The sequence below is a fragment of the Persicimonas caeni genome, from assembly GCF_006517175.1.
Classification (GTDB): domain Bacteria; phylum Myxococcota_A; class Bradymonadia; order Bradymonadales; family Bradymonadaceae; genus Persicimonas; species Persicimonas caeni.
In genome coordinates this window covers 4,831,601-4,848,466 of record NZ_CP041186.1, presented here as the reverse complement: position 1 = coordinate 4,848,466, position 16,866 = coordinate 4,831,601, and the positions used below count along the sequence as shown (strand labels likewise).

The 16,866-nt window shown below is 65.1% G+C and carries 12 protein-coding genes; 7 read left to right on the top strand and 5 right to left on the bottom strand.

All coding sequences use genetic code 11. The annotated features are described in order from the left end of the window. Nucleotides 1-39 precede the first annotated feature (39 nt). The 4 genes from FIV42_RS17870 (at nt 40) to FIV42_RS17855 (ending at nt 6,517) form a co-directional block, all read left to right on the top strand. A complete protein-coding gene (locus tag FIV42_RS17870; RefSeq protein ID WP_141199001.1) occupies nt 40-3,138 on the top strand; it encodes a thrombospondin type 3 repeat-containing protein in 3,099 nt (1,032 codons plus the stop codon). Next, nucleotides 3,138-4,487, top strand: a complete 1,350-nt coding sequence (locus tag FIV42_RS17865) for an OmpA family protein (RefSeq protein WP_141199000.1) — start codon at nt 3,138-3,140, stop codon at nt 4,485-4,487. The genes FIV42_RS17870 and FIV42_RS17865 overlap by 1 nt, the downstream gene beginning before the upstream one ends. A gap of 185 nt (nt 4,488-4,672) precedes the next feature. Further along, complete coding sequence (locus tag FIV42_RS17860) at nt 4,673-5,686, top strand: glutaredoxin family protein (RefSeq protein ID WP_141198999.1); 1,014 nt, start codon at nt 4,673-4,675, stop codon at nt 5,684-5,686. 39 nt (nt 5,687-5,725) lie between these two features. Beyond that, a complete protein-coding gene (locus tag FIV42_RS17855; RefSeq protein ID WP_141198998.1) occupies nt 5,726-6,517 on the top strand; it encodes an alpha/beta hydrolase in 792 nt (263 codons plus the stop codon). Between the two features lie 76 nt (nt 6,518-6,593). Here FIV42_RS17855 and FIV42_RS17850 read toward each other — a convergent pair whose 3' ends face one another. Both FIV42_RS17850 and FIV42_RS17845 read right to left on the bottom strand, forming a co-directional pair. Beyond that, nucleotides 6,594-7,136 (bottom strand): GNAT family N-acetyltransferase, encoded by a 543-nt coding sequence (locus FIV42_RS17850; protein WP_141198997.1) that lies wholly within the window; start codon nt 7,134-7,136, stop codon nt 6,594-6,596. A 26-nt stretch (nt 7,137-7,162) separates the two neighbouring features. Beyond that, nucleotides 7,163-7,879: a hypothetical protein gene (locus tag FIV42_RS17845; RefSeq protein ID WP_141198996.1), complete on the bottom strand. Its 717-nt coding sequence runs from the start codon at nt 7,877-7,879 to the stop codon at nt 7,163-7,165. A 161-nt stretch (nt 7,880-8,040) separates the two neighbouring features. Between FIV42_RS17845 and FIV42_RS17840 the strand changes: the two genes are divergently transcribed. Beyond that, nucleotides 8,041-8,820 (top strand): 2-oxo acid dehydrogenase subunit E2, encoded by a 780-nt coding sequence (locus FIV42_RS17840; protein WP_141198995.1) that lies wholly within the window; start codon nt 8,041-8,043, stop codon nt 8,818-8,820. An 87-nt stretch (nt 8,821-8,907) separates the two neighbouring features. On the opposite strand, the gene FIV42_RS17835 is transcribed toward FIV42_RS17840, so the two are convergent. The 3 genes from FIV42_RS17835 to FIV42_RS17825 form a co-directional block, all read right to left on the bottom strand. Then, nucleotides 8,908-9,810, bottom strand: a complete 903-nt coding sequence (locus FIV42_RS17835) for a haloalkane dehalogenase (protein WP_141198994.1) — start codon at nt 9,808-9,810, stop codon at nt 8,908-8,910. 93 nt (nt 9,811-9,903) lie between these two features. Continuing rightward, nucleotides 9,904-10,746 (bottom strand): glutathione-dependent disulfide-bond oxidoreductase, encoded by an 843-nt coding sequence (gene yghU, locus FIV42_RS17830; protein ID WP_141198993.1) that lies wholly within the window; start codon nt 10,744-10,746, stop codon nt 9,904-9,906. A 142-nt stretch (nt 10,747-10,888) separates the two neighbouring features. Continuing rightward, complete coding sequence (locus FIV42_RS17825; protein WP_141198992.1) at nt 10,889-12,418, bottom strand: hypothetical protein; 1,530 nt, start codon at nt 12,416-12,418, stop codon at nt 10,889-10,891. Between the two features lie 413 nt (nt 12,419-12,831). Between FIV42_RS17825 and FIV42_RS17820 the strand changes: the two genes are divergently transcribed. Both FIV42_RS17820 and FIV42_RS17815 read left to right on the top strand, forming a co-directional pair. Next, nucleotides 12,832-15,894 carry a DEAD/DEAH box helicase gene (locus FIV42_RS17820; RefSeq protein WP_222615261.1) on the top strand — a complete coding sequence of 1,021 codons (3,063 nt, stop codon included), beginning with the start codon at nt 12,832-12,834 and terminating at the stop codon, nt 15,892-15,894. Continuing rightward, nucleotides 15,891-16,724: an SWIM zinc finger family protein gene (locus tag FIV42_RS17815; RefSeq protein ID WP_141198990.1), complete on the top strand. Its 834-nt coding sequence runs from the start codon at nt 15,891-15,893 to the stop codon at nt 16,722-16,724. The genes FIV42_RS17820 and FIV42_RS17815 overlap by 4 nt, the downstream gene beginning before the upstream one ends. Nucleotides 16,725-16,866: the final 142 nt, after the last annotated feature.

Genomic DNA, 16,866 nt, shown 5'->3' with positions numbered 1-16,866 from the left:
ACTCCACGCGTCGCCGCTTTTGTGGCGACACTTTTTTTATTGCTCGCTCCCGCTGTCGCCAGCGCTCAGCAACCTGCCTGTGGTGACACGATCACCTCCGACGTCACGCTGACGGGCGATCTCGATTGTTCGGGATACACCAACACCGCCTATCAGGCCCCACTGCTGACCATCGGCGCCGACGGGGTCACCTTCGACGGTGGCGGCTTTACGATCATCGGGCCCAACGGGCGCAACGCCGGTATCCGCACCGATAACCGCGCCGACGTCACCATCCAGAACGTGACCATCACCGGCATCGAGTTCGGCGTTTTGGCGCCTAACTCGCCGGGCCTCGACGTGCTCAACACGAGCTATCAGGGCACGTATATCTCCCTCGACGCTAGCGGGCTCGGCGCGAACGCCGTCATCTCGGGCAACGACTTCCGAGGCACAGCCGCAGGCGCGCGCCTCGAGGGAGCGGACGGCTCGTTGGTGTTCACCAACAACCAACTAGACAACTCGTCTGCCGGTGGCGGCTTTGGTCTCCACCTGAATAATATCACCGGCCCCTGGACACTATCAGGCGCCGATGGGAACGACTTCGGCACCAGTGGCTCGGGCGGTTGCTGCCCGTGGGGCTTTGGCATCAACCTGTCCAACAGCTCTGACATCACCGTCGACGGGCTCGATCTCTCGGGGAGTGCGGGCTACGGCCTCCAACTCGCCGGCAACAGCAACACTACGCTTCGCAACCTGACCATCAATGGGCGTGTCGAGGCGATCTCCGGCAGCACCGACGGCTCGCCGGTCACCGTAGAGAACGTGACGGTCAGCGGCGCGGGCACCGGCTTCAATCTGAGCAACCTGCATCCCGACTCCACCTTCAGCAACGTCTCGCTTGCGGTGTCGGGTATCGGGTTCGTCGCACAGAGTTGGAGCGCGTCGGGCACGTTCGATGCTTCCGGCATGACGGTCGACGATTGGGGCCACTTCAACAACTCGACGCCGGCCTTCGCCTTTTACGGCAGCCAGACGGGCATCGTCGTCGACGGGGTGAAGTTGACCGGCACGACCGCCAAACTCGGCATCGACTTTCGCCTTCCTGGTGGCCAATTGACCAACGTCGGACTGTGCACGTTCGACCGGGCGGTGACCCTGCACGGCGCAGATGCCACGATCACCGGCGGGATCACGAGCTCCAACATCGGTGTCCAAATCGGCTCGAGCGCCACCAACGCCACCATCGACATCGGCGTGCTCAACAACACGCAGGACGTGGTCGACAACAGCAGCGATACCTCGGCGACGGTGACGACCAGCGCGGCAAGCGACAGCGACGGCGACGGCACCGCCGACCCGTGTGACCAGTGTGTGGGCGCTGACTCGAGCGGCGACGCCGACGGCGACGGCATTTGCAGCGACGTCGACAACTGCGACAGCGACGCGAACCCGAACCAGACCGACGCCGACGGCGACGGTAGCGGCGACGCCTGCGACCTCTGCTTCGGCGACGACACCAGCGGTGACACCGACTCCGACGGCTACTGCGACGCCGACGACAACTGCCCCAACGACGCCAACGCCAACCAGGATGACGCCGATCAAGACGGCAACGGAGACGTGTGCGACCTTTGCACGGGCGACGACTCCACCGGCGACGCCGACGGCGACCTCGTCTGCACGAGCGACGACAACTGCCCCTTCGTGGCCAACTCCGGGCAGGGCAACCTCGACGGCGACATGTACGGCAACGTGTGCGACAACTGCCCGTTTGCCGCCAACGACACCCAAGACGACGTCGACTCCGACGGCATGGGTGATGCGTGCGACAGCCGCGACGACACCGACGTCGACGGCGACGGCGTGACTAATGACGCCGACAACTGCGCCTTCACCGCCAACCCCAACCAGGACGATACCGATGCTGACGGCGTGGGCGACGCCTGTGACACCACCGACGGCACCGACGTCGACGGCGACGGCATCGCCAACGACTCCGACAACTGCCCCTTCGTGGCCAACCCCAACCAGGACGACACCGACCAAGACGGCCTCGGTGACGCCTGCGACCAGACCGACGGCACCGACGTCGATGGCGACGGCGTGAGCAACGACGCCGACAACTGCCCGTTCGTGGCCAATCCCAACCAGGACGACACCGACGGCGACGACCACGGTGACGCCTGCGACACCGAAGACTACGACGACCGCGACGCCGACGGCGTGGCCAACGACGCCGACAACTGCCCGTTCGTGGCCAACGCAAACCAGGACGACGCCGACCAAGACGGCGTGGGCGACGCCTGTGACTCGGCCGACGGCACCGACGCCGACGGCGACGGCGTGCTCAACGCCGACGACAACTGCCCCTTTGTGGCCAACGCCGCGCAGGACGACACCGACGCTGACGGCATCGGCGACGCCTGCGACCAGACCGACGGCACCGACGTCGACGGCGACGGCGCCTCCAACGCCGACGACAACTGCCCCTTCGTCGCCAACACCGACCAGGCTGACGCCGACAACGACGGCCTCGGTGACGTGTGCGACAACGCGGACGGCACCGACGCCGATGGCGACGGCGTCGAGAATGTCGACGACAACTGCGCCTTCGTCGCCAACAGCGACCAGGCTGACAGCGATGCCGACGGCCTCGGCGACGTGTGCGACACCGACGACGACACCGACGCCGATGACGACGGCGTGCTCAACGCCGACGACAACTGCCCCTTCGTCGATAACGCCGACCAGGAAGACGGCGACGAAGATGGCCTGGGCGACGCGTGTGACCCGTCCAACGGCACCGATGCCGACAATGACGGCGTCAACAACGACGCAGACAACTGCCCCTTCGTCGACAACGCCGACCAGGAAGACGGTGACGTCGACGGCATCGGCGACGCCTGTGATGACGACGATGCCACCGACTCGGACGCCGACTCGGTGACCAACGAGTTGGACAACTGCCCGTTCGACGCCAACGAAGACCAGGCCGACGAGGACAACGACGGCCTGGGCGACGCCTGCGACCCGCAGACGTTGGTCGATGACGGCTGCAACTCGACGGGCACCACCGGCGGCTCGTGGCTGATGCTGGCCCTCTTCGGCGGCCTGGCCCTGCTTCGTCGTCGTCGCAAAGCGCACAGGAGTCACTGATGCGCCTTGCTACAACGCTCACAACCGCGCTTGTGATCGTTGGACTGGCCGGTCCGGCCGGCGCCCAAGAGGTGCCGGCCGCCGGCTCGGTCGAAGCCGGCCTCTTTATGGGCGGCTTCCTCGCCTCCAACGACCACGAGTTTTACGATCCTTTCACCAGCACCTGGGCCGAGATGAACCCCGTGGTGGGCGCGCTCGGCTTGCGCGGCGCTTATTACCCGCTCGACTTTGTGGGTATCGAAGCCGAGACCAGCTTCATGCCCTCGGTGACCGCCGAAGGCGGCAACATCATGGGTCTGCGCGGCCATGTCATCGGCCAATACCCGATGACCGTCACCCCTTTTGCCCTCTTCGGAGCCGGTACGATGGGAGTGATGTCCGACGAAGACGCCGTGGGCGAAGACGCCGACACGGTGATGTATGCCGGCGCCGGCGCGCGCTACAAGGTCTGGCGGTCCGCCAGCGTGCGCGCCGACCTGCGCTGGATTCGCGCGCCCAAAGCCTTCTCTTACGGTGGCGAAACTTCGCACTTCGAGTTCCTGCTTGGAGGCGCCTGGACTTTCGGCCTCGCCACCCCTGAGCCGGCGCCCGCGCCGCAGCCCGTCGACACCGACGGAGACGGTCTGGTCGACAACGAGGACGGCTGTCCCGAGAAGCCCGAGAACGCTAACGGCTTCGAAGACGAAGACGGCTGCCCCGACACCTGGCCCGACTCCGACGAAGACGGCCTCGCCGACAATGTCGACGAGTGCAAAGACAAGCCCGAGGACGACGACGGGTTCGAGCAAGAGGACGGCTGCCCCGACCTCGACAACGACCAGGACACGGTCGCCGACGTCGAGGACAAATGCCCCGACCAGGCAGGTCCTGTAGCCAATAAAGGCTGCCCGGACACCGACCGTGACGAAGACACCGTGGTCGACCGACTCGACAACTGCCCCGACGAAAAGGGCACCGTCGAGAACCAGGGCTGCGCCGAAAAGCAGCTCGTGAAATTGGCCGACGACAAAGTCGAGCTCGACGAGCGCGTCCTCTTCGAGACCTTGAGCGCCGACCTCAAGTCCGAGTCGTTCCCGCTGCTCGACAACGTCGCCAAGGTCCTCGAGGCCCATCCGGAAATCGAGCGGGTCGAGGTCGCCGGCCACACCGACGAGCGCGGTACCGGCGAGTTCAACGCCGACTTGTCCCAGAAGCGCGCCGAGGCCGTGGTGGCCTATCTCGTCGACAAAGGCGTCGACAAGGACCGCCTCGTGGCCAAGGGCTACGGCGAGACCCAACCGCGCCAAGACGGGAACACCGACGAGGCACGGCAGGCCAACCGCCGCGTGGAGTTCACCATCCTCGACTGATCCCAACCTGCCCCTGTTCACGACGAGCCTCGCCACCCTCCTGGTGCGCGGGGCTCGTCGTTTTGAGGCCTCAACATGGTGTCTGATACCGTGTGCCGACCGTATACTGGCCTCTGCGGCGCTCCACATGATGTCTGATACCGTGTAGAGTGCTCTCATTCGCCCCGACAACGCCGGAGGGAAAAATGAAGTCTCGAACAAACCGCCCATTGCTTGCGCGCGCCGCGCTCTTGTCCCTACTCGCGCTCGCGACCAGTCTGGGGTCCGTCGGCTGCGAGCGCGCCCGCGAGCTTCTGGGCGACGAGCCGCGGGCGACCGCCGAGCAAGCCGCGCCGGCCGAGGCGGTCGACTTCGAGGTCGACGGCGACGGCGTCTTCTACGGTACGCTCATGCAAGACGGTCGGCTGCACGGCGCCGACAAGCTCGCGCGCATCCCGCTGGCCGAGCGCGCGGCGGTCGTCGTGCACGTCAACGGCAAGACCCCCGAGCTCGCCGAGCGCTACTACGTGGCCGACCTGGTCGACGCGGCGCCCGGCGACTCGACGACCGCCACGCTTCGCTCGGCCGACTATGTGGGCGCGCGCCTGGCCACCGGCGAGCAGGCCGCGCTGCGTGGGCTGGCGGTGCGCGACACGGTCCACCTGATGGCCGGCGTGGGCGAGGACGAGGACAGCCGCGCGGGGCTCGTGCGCAAAAAGAGCCGCGCGTCTGGCCACCGGCGAGCCGGCCGCGCTGGGTCCGACGAGAAGATGCCCGCGCACGTCAAAGAGCTCGACATGAAGGGCGAAGCGATCGAGCTCTTCGCCGACACCGAGATCACCAGCCATACAGGCACGGCGACCTCGTCGGGCGGCGGCTCGGCCATCCGGATCAACCGCATCAACGGAAACGCAAGAAGCCGCCCCTCGACCGGCGCGCGCACCCGCCCCGTCGCCGGCGCACACGGATGGAAGCCGGTCACCATGTACTACGCGCACTGGTGCGGGGTGTGCCGGCGCGCTAAAAAGTGGCTCGACGAGTACAAGGTGCCCTATCGCCTCGTGAACATCGACGAGTCGAAGATGGCCAAGGCCGAGATGGTCAAATTTGCCAAGAGCAAGGGCGCCAAACCGGGCGCCGTCCCCACCTTCCGCATCGACGGCGACACGATCATGCAGGGGTGGAGCCCGCGACGTTTCAAGAGGTTGGCGAAGCACTGAGCCTCGCCACGTTTACAGGCCGTATCCCCCGAGAGTTTCATGCAGTACCCGACCAAGTTGAGTTGCATTCTGTTGGCCCTGCTGATGTGCGCGGCGTGTGAGAGCCGGCCCGCGCAGTCCGTCCAGCAAGCTGATACGCCCGCACCATCCCCGGCATCGTCCCCTGCCCAACAAGCCGAGGCTGACCCAACGCCCGACGTACAGCCCCCCGTCGCCCCAGTCGTCTTGCTGCCCGACGGCGAATCGCCCGACGGCGGCTGGCCCACGCTGGTAATGCTGCACGGCTACCGGTCGAGCCAACGCGACTTCGTCCCCGTCGGCCGACTCGCCGCCGCCGAAGGCATCGCCGCGATCAGCCTGCCGGCGCCCTTCGAGCGTGGCGAGGGTCACTATCACTGGAAACAAGGAGAGCCCGAGCACACCCATGCCTACTTACAGGGGGTGGTGGGCAAGTTGGCCGAGGCCAAGGACGGAAAGCTCGACACCGGTCGCCTGTGGCTCGCCGGCTTCTCACAGGGCGCGATGCACTCAGTCCACCTCGCTGCGAAATACCCCGACGCCTACCGTGGCGTGCTCGCCATCTCGCCGGCCGGCTGGACGCCCGCGCCCGACGCGGTCGTCGAGCCCGAGGTGCGCCGCGACTTCGTAGTCATCGGCGGCCGCGCCGAAAAGGCGCGCTACCGCGACTCATTCTTCGCCACGCGCGACCTGCTCACGAAGAGTCAGCTGCCCGTAGAGATCATCGAGCACGACGGCGGCCATCGCTTCCCGCCCAATTGGCGCGCGCAGTTCGCGCGCATCTTCGCAGCCTGGGCGGATGAAACTCGATGATGGGGGATGACGCGAATGAAGTTGATAGAGCGGATTCAGCTTCATCCTTTGCATCCCCGACATCTGCGACATCGTCTTACCCGTCCCATTCGTCGCGCAGGATGCTGTAGACGCGGTGATCGATCTGCCGGTCGCGAAAGGTCGCGTAGCCGCGCGCCACGCCCTCGAACGTAAAGCCGAGGCGCTCGGGCACCCCGAAGCTGCGCTCGTTCGAAGGCTCGCAGCGAACCTCGATGCGATAGAGCCCGAGCTCGGCGAACCCGTAGTCGACCAGCGCCCGCGTCGCCCGGGTGACGATGCCCTTGCCCTGGTGCTCGGCGGCGAGCCAGTAGCCGATCTCGGCGCGTTTTTGCTCCCGGTTCATGTTCACGAAGCCGATAGTCCCCACGAGCTGGCCGTCGAGCCAGATGCTCGTGGGAACCGCGCGCCCTTCGGCCCAGCGCTTGCGCGCGCCGCGGATAAACTCGAGCGTATCGTCGGGCCCGTCGGTCCAGTCGACGAAGGGGAGCCACTGGCCGATATGCTCGCGGTTCTGCTCGATGACCTCGTAGAGCGCCTCGGCGTGGTGCTCTTCGTGGAGGCGAAGCTCGAGATGGTCGTCGATGCGAAAGCTAAACATGGGTGTGTCCTCGGGCCGAGCCGGCGTTACAGCGAGCGGTCTTCGATGCACCAACCGTCGGTGCAGGTGGTGCCGTCGGGGCAGACCGACGGGTCCCCGGTGCACTCGACACGGGCGCAGCGATCGGAGTCGTTGCAGCCGAATAGCGCCACGGGGCACTGACCGTTGGTGCAGCGCATCGCCGCGCAGCGCCCGCCGCTGGTGCACTCGAGCCCCGGCGCGCAGTCCTCATCGACAGTGCAGTCCCAGGTGCACACGCCGAACTGCGAGCAGGTCGCGCCCGTGGGGCAGTGGGTGTCTTCGCCGCAGCCCATGCACGCGCCGCCGGGAAGCCCCTCCGAGCAGCTCGCGCCGAGGGTGCTGTCGGGGCAATCGGAGTCGGTCGTGCATTGGCCCAGGGGGCGGCCGGCGTACGGGTCGGCGCCCGTATCTTCGCCCGAGCCGGTGTCTTGCTGGGCGACATCTTCGGTGACGTCTTGCGAGGCGTCTTCGGTGGCCGCGTCTTCGGCGACGTCTTGCGAGGCATCGTCGGACGCATCCTCCGACGAGGCATCAGACGGGTCGACGTCGGCGCCCGAGTCGGTCGCAGAAGCATCGGCCGCCGAAGTGTCGGTCGTATCGGACGTGTCCGCAGCGACGCCGGTGTCGTCGGCGTTGTTGCCACCGGTGTTGGTCGAGTCGTCGTCGCAGGCCGTCGCGAGCAGGGAGAGACAGAGAACGATAAGCAACAAAAAGCGATACATACACAATCTCCAGCAGGGTCGAAGGCCTGCCATTATCCACCCTCCTCGCGAGCTTGCAAGTCCTCAGGGTGCCGCTGCATCCCCGGCATCCGCTACTTGGCGGCTTCGCGCCGTTGCCTACATTGACCGCCCACGCCAAGGAGAAGCAAACAGGAGCCCTCATGGGCAACGACGCACCACATCAGATCATCCCGTTTCCAAGAGCGCGACGCCTGGTCACCGACGTCGGCCGGGTCGTCAAAGACCGACCCGTCATCCGCGGCCTGCTCGAGATCGACGTCACCGAGCCGCGCCAGAAGATCCGCGCCCACCGAGAGAAGACCGGCGAGTCACTCTCGTTTACGGGGTACCTAGCGGCGTGTGCGGGAGAGGCCATCGACGCCCACAAGGAGGTGCACGCCTGTCGCGACTGGCGAGGCCGGCTGGTGGTGTACGACGACGTCGACATCTCGACGATGATCGAGGTCGAGCGGGACGGAAAGAGATTTCCGGTGGGGCATATCGTGCGCGCGGCGAACAAAAAGTCGGTCCGACAGATTCACGCCGAGATTCGCGACGTGCAGGAGCAGCCGACTCGCGAGAAGAACGTCAAGCGCCTGATGGCGATCTCGGCGGCCCCCGGCTTCTTGCGCCGGCTGTTCCTGCGCCTCGTCGACAAGAGCCCCCGGCTGACCAAAAAGCTCAAGGGCACGGTCGTGCTGACCTCCGTGGGCATGTTCGGCAGCGGGGCCGGTTGGGGGCTCGCCCTGCCCACCCACACCCTCGGAATCACCGTCGGCGGCATCGCCACCAAGCCAGGGTTCGTCGACGGAAAGGTCGAGCCGCGCGAGATCTTGCACGTCACCCTCGACTTCGACCACGACGTCGTCGACGGCGCCCCGGCCGCCCGCTTCGCCCAGCGATTCGTCGAGATTGTCGAAGCGGGCGAAGCCCTTCCCTAGTGGGATGACGCGGTGCCGTCCTACGGGCCGCACACGGTGCCTGATACCGGGCCGCACACGGTGTCTGATACCGTTTCAGCGGCCGATTCAGCCGCGAAAAAACTCGACCGACCGGCGCGCCAACTCCTCACCCTTATCCTCCTGGATGAAGTGGCCCGCGCCTTCGATCGTGCCGTGCGGCTGGCCTTTGGCGCCGGGGATGATGTCCTGGAAGATGACGTCGGCGCCGCGCATGATCGGGTCGGAGTCGCCAAAGAGCGTCAGGAACGGTTTTTCGAATTGCTGCAACGTGTCCCATGCCTCGCGGTTGGCCTCCGAGGCGGGGTCGTCGGGTGAGGTCGGCACGAGCATCGGGAAGACGTGCGCAGCCGCCTGGTAAGATGTGTCCGGAAACGGCGCGCGATACGCCGCCATCGCATCTTCGGAGAGCTCGCCGACGGTGCCGAGGTCGACCACCGCGCCCGCGTCGAGGTCGTCCATGCTCTGCGACAGGTCGCGCCACTTGAAAAAGGCGTCCGGCAGCGGCTCGTCGCCGGTGGGAAGAAAGGTGTTCGCCGCCACGACCTTCGCGAAACGCTCGGGCATGTCGGCCACGAGCCGAAGCCCGATCAGCCCGCCCCAGTCCTGACACACCAAGTGGATGTCTTCGAGGCGGGCCTTCTCGACGAATTGGCGCGTCCAGTCGACGTAGCGCGCATAGCTGTAGTCGTCGCGGCTCGTCGGCTTGTCCGAACGCCCAAAACCGACCAGGTCGGGCGCCACCGCCCGATATCCCGCGTCCACGAAGAGCGGAATCATCTTGCGGTACAAATACGACCAGGTCGGCTCGCCATGCAGCATCAACACCGGCGGCGCGTCGCGCTCGCCCTCATCGACGTAGGCCATGCGCAACGTGCCGCCGTCACCGTCGTCGACGTCGACATACTGGGGCTCGTAGGGGAAATCGGCGAGGTTGTCGAAGCGATCGTCGGGCGTGCGTTTGGCATCCATCTTTGGGCTCCACAGTCAGTGATTACTTGATTATCGACACATTGAAGTGCCCACAGGGTAATCACGAACGCGCTCGATTCACGCTTGGACCGATTACTCGTCGAAGTCCGAGGCGTCGTGGCGCTCGGGCACCTGCTCGGACTCGTCGCCCCAGGTGCGGTTGACGCGCTCGCCGCGGATGACCGCGGGGCGATCGGCGATCGCGTCCGCCCAGCGTCGCACGCACTCGTACTCGTGCACCGACAAGAACTCGCCGGCGTTGTCGTAGATCTCGTCACGCACCAGCTTGCCGTACCACGGCCAAATAGCCATGTCGGCGATCGAATACTCCTCGCCGGCCATGTAGGCGTTCTCCGCCAGGCGCTTGTCGAGCACGTCGAGCTGACGCTTTGTCTCCATCGCGAATCGGTCGATGGGGTACTTGAGCCGCACCGGAGCGTACTGGAAGAAGTGGCCGAAGCCGCCGCCCAGGTACGGAGCGCTGCCCATCTGCCAGAAGAGCCAAGAGAGCGCCTCGGTGCGCGCCCCGTGGTCCTCGGGCAAGAAGGCCCCGAATTTTTCGGCGAGGTACAGCAGAATCGACCCCGATTCGAAGACTCGCTGGGGCGGGTCGTAGCTGTGGTCGACCATCGCCGGGATCTTCGAGTTCGGGTTGATTTCGACGAAGCCCGTCGAGAACTGATCCCCTTCGAGGATATTAACGGGCCAGGCATCGTACTCGGCCCCCTCAAAGCCCGCCTCGAGCAACTCCTCGAGCAGGATCGTCACCTTCTGACCGTTGGGCGTCGCCAGCGAGTACAACTGCAGAGTATGCTCGCCGACCGGCAACTCTTCCTCGTAGCGCGGCCCGGCCGTCGGTCGGTTGATGGAGGCGAACTCGCCGCCGCTTTCGGTGGGTTCCCAGACTTTCGGGGGGGTATATGTGTCGTCACTCATCTTCGGTACTCCAGTTGGGTGTGGCATTACATTGAGACAAGCCGTGGGGCGCTTGTGAACCCTCGGGCGTTTGTATGATGGGACTCGACCCCGTTCCGGTTCAAGAATGCTGTCACATGGTGTCTGATACCGTGTAAGTGCTTCAGACTCCGACGGTCTCTTTAGCCGCGACCTTTTCGTGGGTCTCCTCGTTGACGGACCCGACTTCGGCCGACGCCTCGACCTCGTCCGCCGACAAATCGAGCACATACTCGACGCCGACCGCGCCGTTTTCGGCTTCGATAAAGTCGCGAATCTGCGAGGCGAGCCACAACAAATCCTCTTTAGATCGCCCGGGAGCAACCCGCAACGGTTCGGCGTCGAAGCTGTAGACCAACAGCGCGTAGCTCGACACGTTGTGGGTGCCGTCGTTGTTCCCCAAATAGACGTCGGCGACGACGTCGACCCCCTCGAGCTTGTCGACCGGGATAAAGTCGACGCTCCGCCAGCCGAGCACCGAGCGCTCGAAGCTCAGCCCGCTCGCGTCGAGCACAATGCGCTCACGCCCGAACGCCGCCTGGAGCGCGCGCCGGCCCTGGTCGACCGAGATGGCCGACAGCGCGACGAGCATGGCCAGAAAGAGGCTCAGCACCACCCAAGCCGCCCCGAAATTCTCCCAGGGCGGCCCCAAGATGCCGACGCCCGCGATGGTCGAAAAGCCGAGCAGCCCTCCCATCAACAGATTAGAGAATAGTGTCGTCGTGACGGCGCGACGCGCAGAGCCGCGAACGCCTACTCTGGGGAGTTCGAAGCGCGTTGAGTCACGATCCTCAGTTCGCTCGATCGCCGTATCGGCGGGCGCCTCGATGGACGCACCGGCGTAGAGCGGACGCAAAAAATCATAGGTTTCAGCGTTCGACAAACGCTCCCGGACCTGATGTTCGAGGGGCACGGGCGAGTCGAATTCTTCGAGCCAGGCGTCCACCTCGGCATAGGCCGGCGCCCGCTCCACGGTGACCTGCGCGTCTGGTTCGTACGCCCCGCGCATCAACTCGAGGTAGGCACCGATCTTGGCGGCCAGCCACTCGATCTCGGCCTGGTGATTCTTCGTGCCCATCAACGGCTCTTCGTACCGAACAGCCAGATCGCCGCCGAACACGACACGTTGGCCATGGACGTCGCAAAGGTGCACCCCGGGTTGCCCCATCTGCTCACGCACCTCCTTCTCGGAGAGCTTGTCATCAGCCAACGCTCGTTGGAAGAACTCTTCACGGTGAACGCGCGCGGTGGGCAGATACATCGACTCGACGGAGAACTGCACGCGCTCGTCGACCTTCCCCTTGCGAAGACGCTCGACGGTGACAGCGTCGGAGTCGACCATCAGGCGCTCGGCGCGCGCCCCGAACGTGTCGCGGTAGGCCATCAGGCCGGCCACGAGCACGAATGGCGCCAAAAAACCGAGCACACCGGGCGCCAGGGCGACCGCCAGCCCCAAGGCGACCAGCAGCCCCAGAAAAATGTAGACGGCGCGACCCGACCGAAACCTCGCCCGGTGAATCTCGAGGCCCCAGGGAGTGAGCGACACGCTGCAATAGGGAAGCGACTCCAGCGCCTCGTCAGCGCGGCGCCACTCCTCGCAGAAGCGCCGCCATGCCTCATCGGAGGCCGATGCAGGTTGATGCTCGGGATTCATAGGGTTGGTACAATTCGAGTCTTGTTTGCCCAACCATAACATGACCCCTGACACCATGTAATATCTGCTGGGCAAGCCGCCCGAACTTATCGCGAAGATGTGCAACGAGCCTGGAGCGCTGCATGCTCGTATCGCGGGGAGGGTGTCGGAGTAGATGCCGGGCAAGACGGTGTCTAGCACTCATTATTGTTCACAAGTTGGAGGGCAATTGTATGATCATGAGTGTCGGGCACCGTGGCACTCGCGGCGTTTCGTGTATTTCGCTACCGCCCTAGACGCGAAGCTTGGCAAACGAGAGGACAAATATGCTCCTATTGCATCTGAGTTGGCACCTGGACGGGGAAGCTCGACTGTGGGCCGAAGATCCAGCATTGCCCCCACAACCCCCGCCAAAGCCGGGACGCCCCCCCAAGGTGGCGAAGCCGCGCGCGCATCCCTTCGCCGCGTCGGCAGCCGACCTGCGCGCGGCGCTCGCCAACGCCGCTCCCCTTGCAGGTCTTGGCGAGTTCGAAGCCGGCGAATTCACGCTCTTGCTTCCCTCGACCAAAGATGGACCGCAGGCCTCGCCGGGGCTCGTGCGTGACGAAGACGTCGACGCCGTCTGTGATCGACTCTCGCCGTGGACGGTCCCGGCACTCTCGCTGAATCGTAGTGCAGCAATCAGCCTACTGGACGAGCTTTCGGAAGAACTCGGCGGCGTCCAACTGGGCGACTCGGTACACTACTGGCGCGCTGTTGCGGCCCTCGCCGACGAATTTGTTCGCGCGGGACGGCTACTCCCCGGACTGGAAGTCGTCGACAACGTCGCGACGGCCGTATGGAGACCGCTGCCGGCGACGGCCGAGGACTTTGCGCGACTGCAGGCGCTGCGCGAGGCGATGCCACCAATGGCGCGAGCGTCGGTCACCGAGAGCATGATTCGAAGCGCCAAGGACACCGGCTGGGAAGCAGCGGAGGTTCCATCAACTAGACGCGTCCTCATCTCCCAGCTTGGCAAGCTCGTCGATACACTGGTGCGCGACAGGTTGGCCGACAGCGATGCCCAACGAAGCCCGGCTCCTTCAGGCAGCGCCCATCAACGATGGGTCCACGCTCTCGCGAGCCGCTCAGGTACGCTGGACGCCTCTTCCAACGACGTCGCCGCACTCAGCGAAGACCTCGAGGCATGGACACAGCCTCTCCGCGCGACGCAGGAGCGTGGTCTGCGTCTTTGCTTTCGGCTCTCGCCGCCCGATCCCGACGCCAACCCGTCGAAGGTGGATGCCGCCGCGGAGATCGACGAGGACGTCGTCTCCATCAGCCGCGGCGCGTGGCGCATCGACTTCTTGCTGCAGGCGGCTGACGACCCGAGCCTCCTGGTCGAAGCCGAGGTCGCCTGGCATTCCACCGGAAAGACGCTCCAAGTCCTCGAGCGATACATCGAGCACCCGCAGGAGGCTCTGCTCGAAGAGCTGGGCCGCGCGCTTCGATTGTTCCCGGCCCTCGAAGACGCGCTCCATGAGGCAAGACCGACGCGCTTGGAGGTATCTGCCGGCGAAGCCTACGAATTCTTGAGCCAGTACGCCCCTGTGCTCGAACAGTCGGGTTTTGGCATCATCGTGCCCGCCTGGTGGGATGAGCCCGAGCGGCGACTCGGCGCCAAGCTCGAGACCCGTTCGAAGAGCTCGAGCGACCCGCAAAGCTCTGGCAGTGGGCTGGGCGCAAGACAACTCCTTGACTTTCATTGGAAAGTCGCGCTCGGCGATGAGGAGTTATCCAAGGAAGAGCTCGAGCGACTCGCCGAGCTCAAAATGCCACTGGTGCGTGTGCGTGGCCAGTGGGTGTCGCTTCGCCCGGAGGATATCGAGCGCGCCTTGCGGCTCTTCGAGCAGGGCGAAGGCGGAGAGATGACGGCTGCTGAGGCTATCCGAGCGGGTCTGGGCCTGGAAGAAGCCGCTGAAAGGCTGCCGGTCGTCGCTCACGAGTTCGGCGGCTGGCTCGGCGAGTTGCTCGAGCAAGATTTCGAAGAACAACTCGCCGCGGCCAAGACTCCCGAGAAGTTCGACGGGACGCTTCGCCCGTATCAGGAACGCGGGCTGGCGTGGCTGTGCTACCTCGAACGACTCGGCTTCGGCGCCTGCCTGGCCGACGACATGGGACTGGGTAAGACGATCCAAGTCCTCGCCCGGATGGTCGAGGAGCGCGCGGAGAGCACATCGCCTGGCACGACGCTGCTCGTCTGCCCCCTGTCGGTGGTGGGCAACTGGAAGCACGAGGCGCACAAATTCGCGCCCGAACTCGACGTCTATGTCCATCACGGCCCCGAGCGGCGCCACGGCGACGTTCTCCAAGACGCCATCGCCGAGGCCGACCTGGTCGTCACCACCTACGGGGTCGTGCGAAGCGACGTCGACGAGCTTCGGCGAGTCGATTGGCATCGCGTGGTGCTCGACGAGGCCCAAAAGATCAAGAACAGCTCGGCGGGGCGCACCCAGGCGGTGCGCGCGCTGTCGGCACGACACCGCATCGCCCTGACGGGCACACCGGTCGAAAACAAGCTGCTCGAGCTGTGGTCGATCATGCACTTTTTGAACCCCGGCCTGCTCGGCTCTGCCAAGGCATTTCACGAAAAGCTCGCCAAGCCTATCGAGGTGCAAGGCGACGAGCGCAAGGCCGAGATCCTGCGCCGTCTCACCGGCCCGTTTATCCTGCGACGCCTCAAGACCGACGAACGCATCATCTCCGACCTGCCCGAGAAGATTGAAATCAAGGAGTATTGCAACCTGACCAGAGAACAGACCACGCTCTACAAAGCCGTCGTCGACGAGATGCTCGAGCGCATCAAACTCGCCGACGACATGGAGCGCCGCGGGCTGGTCCTTGCCATGATGACCCGCCTCAAACAGGTCTGTAACCATCCGGCTCAATTCCTCCAAGACGGCTCGTCGGTCGACGACCGCTCCGGCAAGCTCGACCGCCTCGAAAACCTGGCCCAGGAGATTCTCGACGCCGGCGACAAGGCGCTCATCTTCACCCAATACACCGAGATGGGCAGGCTGATTCGCCAGCAGCTCCAACGCAGGCTCGGCAAGCGCGTCCTCTACCTGCATGGAGGAACACCTCAAAAGAAGCGCGACGAGATGGTCGAGCGATTCCAGTCCCCCGACGGGCCGCCGTTCTTCCTGCTCTCGCTCCATGCCGGCGGCACCGGGCTCACGCTCACTGCGGCCAGCCACGTCATCCACTATGATCGTTGGTGGAACCCGGCGGTCGAAGACCAGGCGACCGACCGTGCGTTTCGCATCGGGCAGACCTCGAATGTTCAGGTGCGCAAGTTCATCTGCGAGGGGACGCTCGAGGAGAAGATCGACCAGATTATCGAGCGCAAGAAGAACCTCGCCGACCAGGTGCTCACCGACGGTGAGGCCTGGCTGACCGAATTGACCACCGACGAGCTCCGCGAGCTGGTCGAACTCTCCGAGGAGGCCCTGACATGAGCTGGAGCTACTTTCCGAAGAGCACCCCGCGCAAAGTCGAAGGCGGCATCAAAGCAAAGAGCAAGCGCGGCAAGATCGGCGAGGAGTGGTGGTCGCGCCGCTTCGTCGAGGTGGTCGAGTCGTACAGCATCAGCAGCCGCATCAAGCGCGGCAAACGCTACGCCCGCGGCGGCCAGGTCATCGCGCTCGCCATCGACGACGGCATGGTCCACGCCCAAGTGCAGGGCTCACGCCCCAACCCCTACAAGGTCGACATCGGCGGTGCATCGTTGGGTGACGAGGACTGGGAGCAGGTCGAGCAGGCGATGTCCGAGCGCGCCGCCTTCGCCGCGCAACTCTTAGCCGGCGAGATGCCCGCCGACATCGAGGAGGCCTTCGAAGCCTGTGAGTTCTCGCTCTTCCCGGCTTCATACAAAAAAATGGAGACCCACTGCAGTTGCCCGGACTCGGCCAATCCCTGCAAGCACATCGCGGCGGTCTTCTACATCCTCGCCGAGAAGTTCGATGAAGATCCGTTTCTGATCTTCCGCTGGCGCGGCCGCTCACGCGAGGAGTTGCTCGATCATTTGCGCCGACTTCGAAGCTCGAACGCCCGCGCCGCGGGCTCGCAAGACGATCTACCCGCTGAGCCATCCACGCCCCTATCCGAGTGTCTGGACAACTTCTGGAGCGCCGGCCCCTCTCTCGAGCGGATTCGTATCCGGCCGGGCTTGGCCGAGATCCCGGATGCCGCACTCCGGCGGCTGGGCAAGCCGCCCGAGCGTATCGCGGAGGTGCGCGACGAACTTGGAGCGCTGTATGCGCGTATTGTTGGGAGTGCGTCGGAGTAGATCTTCGGCGTGCTATTTGGGCGGACAAACTACGATTTGAGGGTCGTGTTTTTGGGAAGGTGAAGGCTCCAATCTACTACTAGCTGTCACAAGGCCCTCCCAGCGAATTAACTCGGTGCCTGAATCCAATTCCGCAGCGAGG

Bases quoted from the DNA above. Each gene is read 5' to 3' on its own strand.
- FIV42_RS17865 (WP_141199000.1), top strand. From the start codon at position 3,138: ATGCGCCTTGCTACAACGCTCACAACCGCGCTTGTGATCGTTGGACTG.
- FIV42_RS17860 (WP_141198999.1), top strand. From the start codon at position 4,673: ATGAAGTCTCGAACAAACCGCCCATTGCTTGCGCGCGCCGCGCTCTTG.
- FIV42_RS17855 (WP_141198998.1), top strand. From the start codon at position 5,726: ATGCAGTACCCGACCAAGTTGAGTTGCATTCTGTTGGCCCTGCTGATG.
- FIV42_RS17850 (WP_141198997.1), bottom strand. From the start codon at position 7,136: ATGTTTAGCTTTCGCATCGACGACCATCTCGAGCTTCGCCTCCACGAA.
- FIV42_RS17845 (WP_141198996.1), bottom strand. From the start codon at position 7,879: ATGTATCGCTTTTTGTTGCTTATCGTTCTCTGTCTCTCCCTGCTCGCG.
- FIV42_RS17840 (WP_141198995.1), top strand. From the start codon at position 8,041: ATGGGCAACGACGCACCACATCAGATCATCCCGTTTCCAAGAGCGCGA.
- FIV42_RS17835 (WP_141198994.1), bottom strand. From the start codon at position 9,810: ATGGATGCCAAACGCACGCCCGACGATCGCTTCGACAACCTCGCCGAT.
- yghU (WP_141198993.1), bottom strand. From the start codon at position 10,746: ATGAGTGACGACACATATACCCCCCCGAAAGTCTGGGAACCCACCGAA.
- FIV42_RS17825 (WP_141198992.1), bottom strand. From the start codon at position 12,418: ATGAATCCCGAGCATCAACCTGCATCGGCCTCCGATGAGGCATGGCGG.
- FIV42_RS17815 (WP_141198990.1), top strand. From the start codon at position 15,891: ATGAGCTGGAGCTACTTTCCGAAGAGCACCCCGCGCAAAGTCGAAGGC.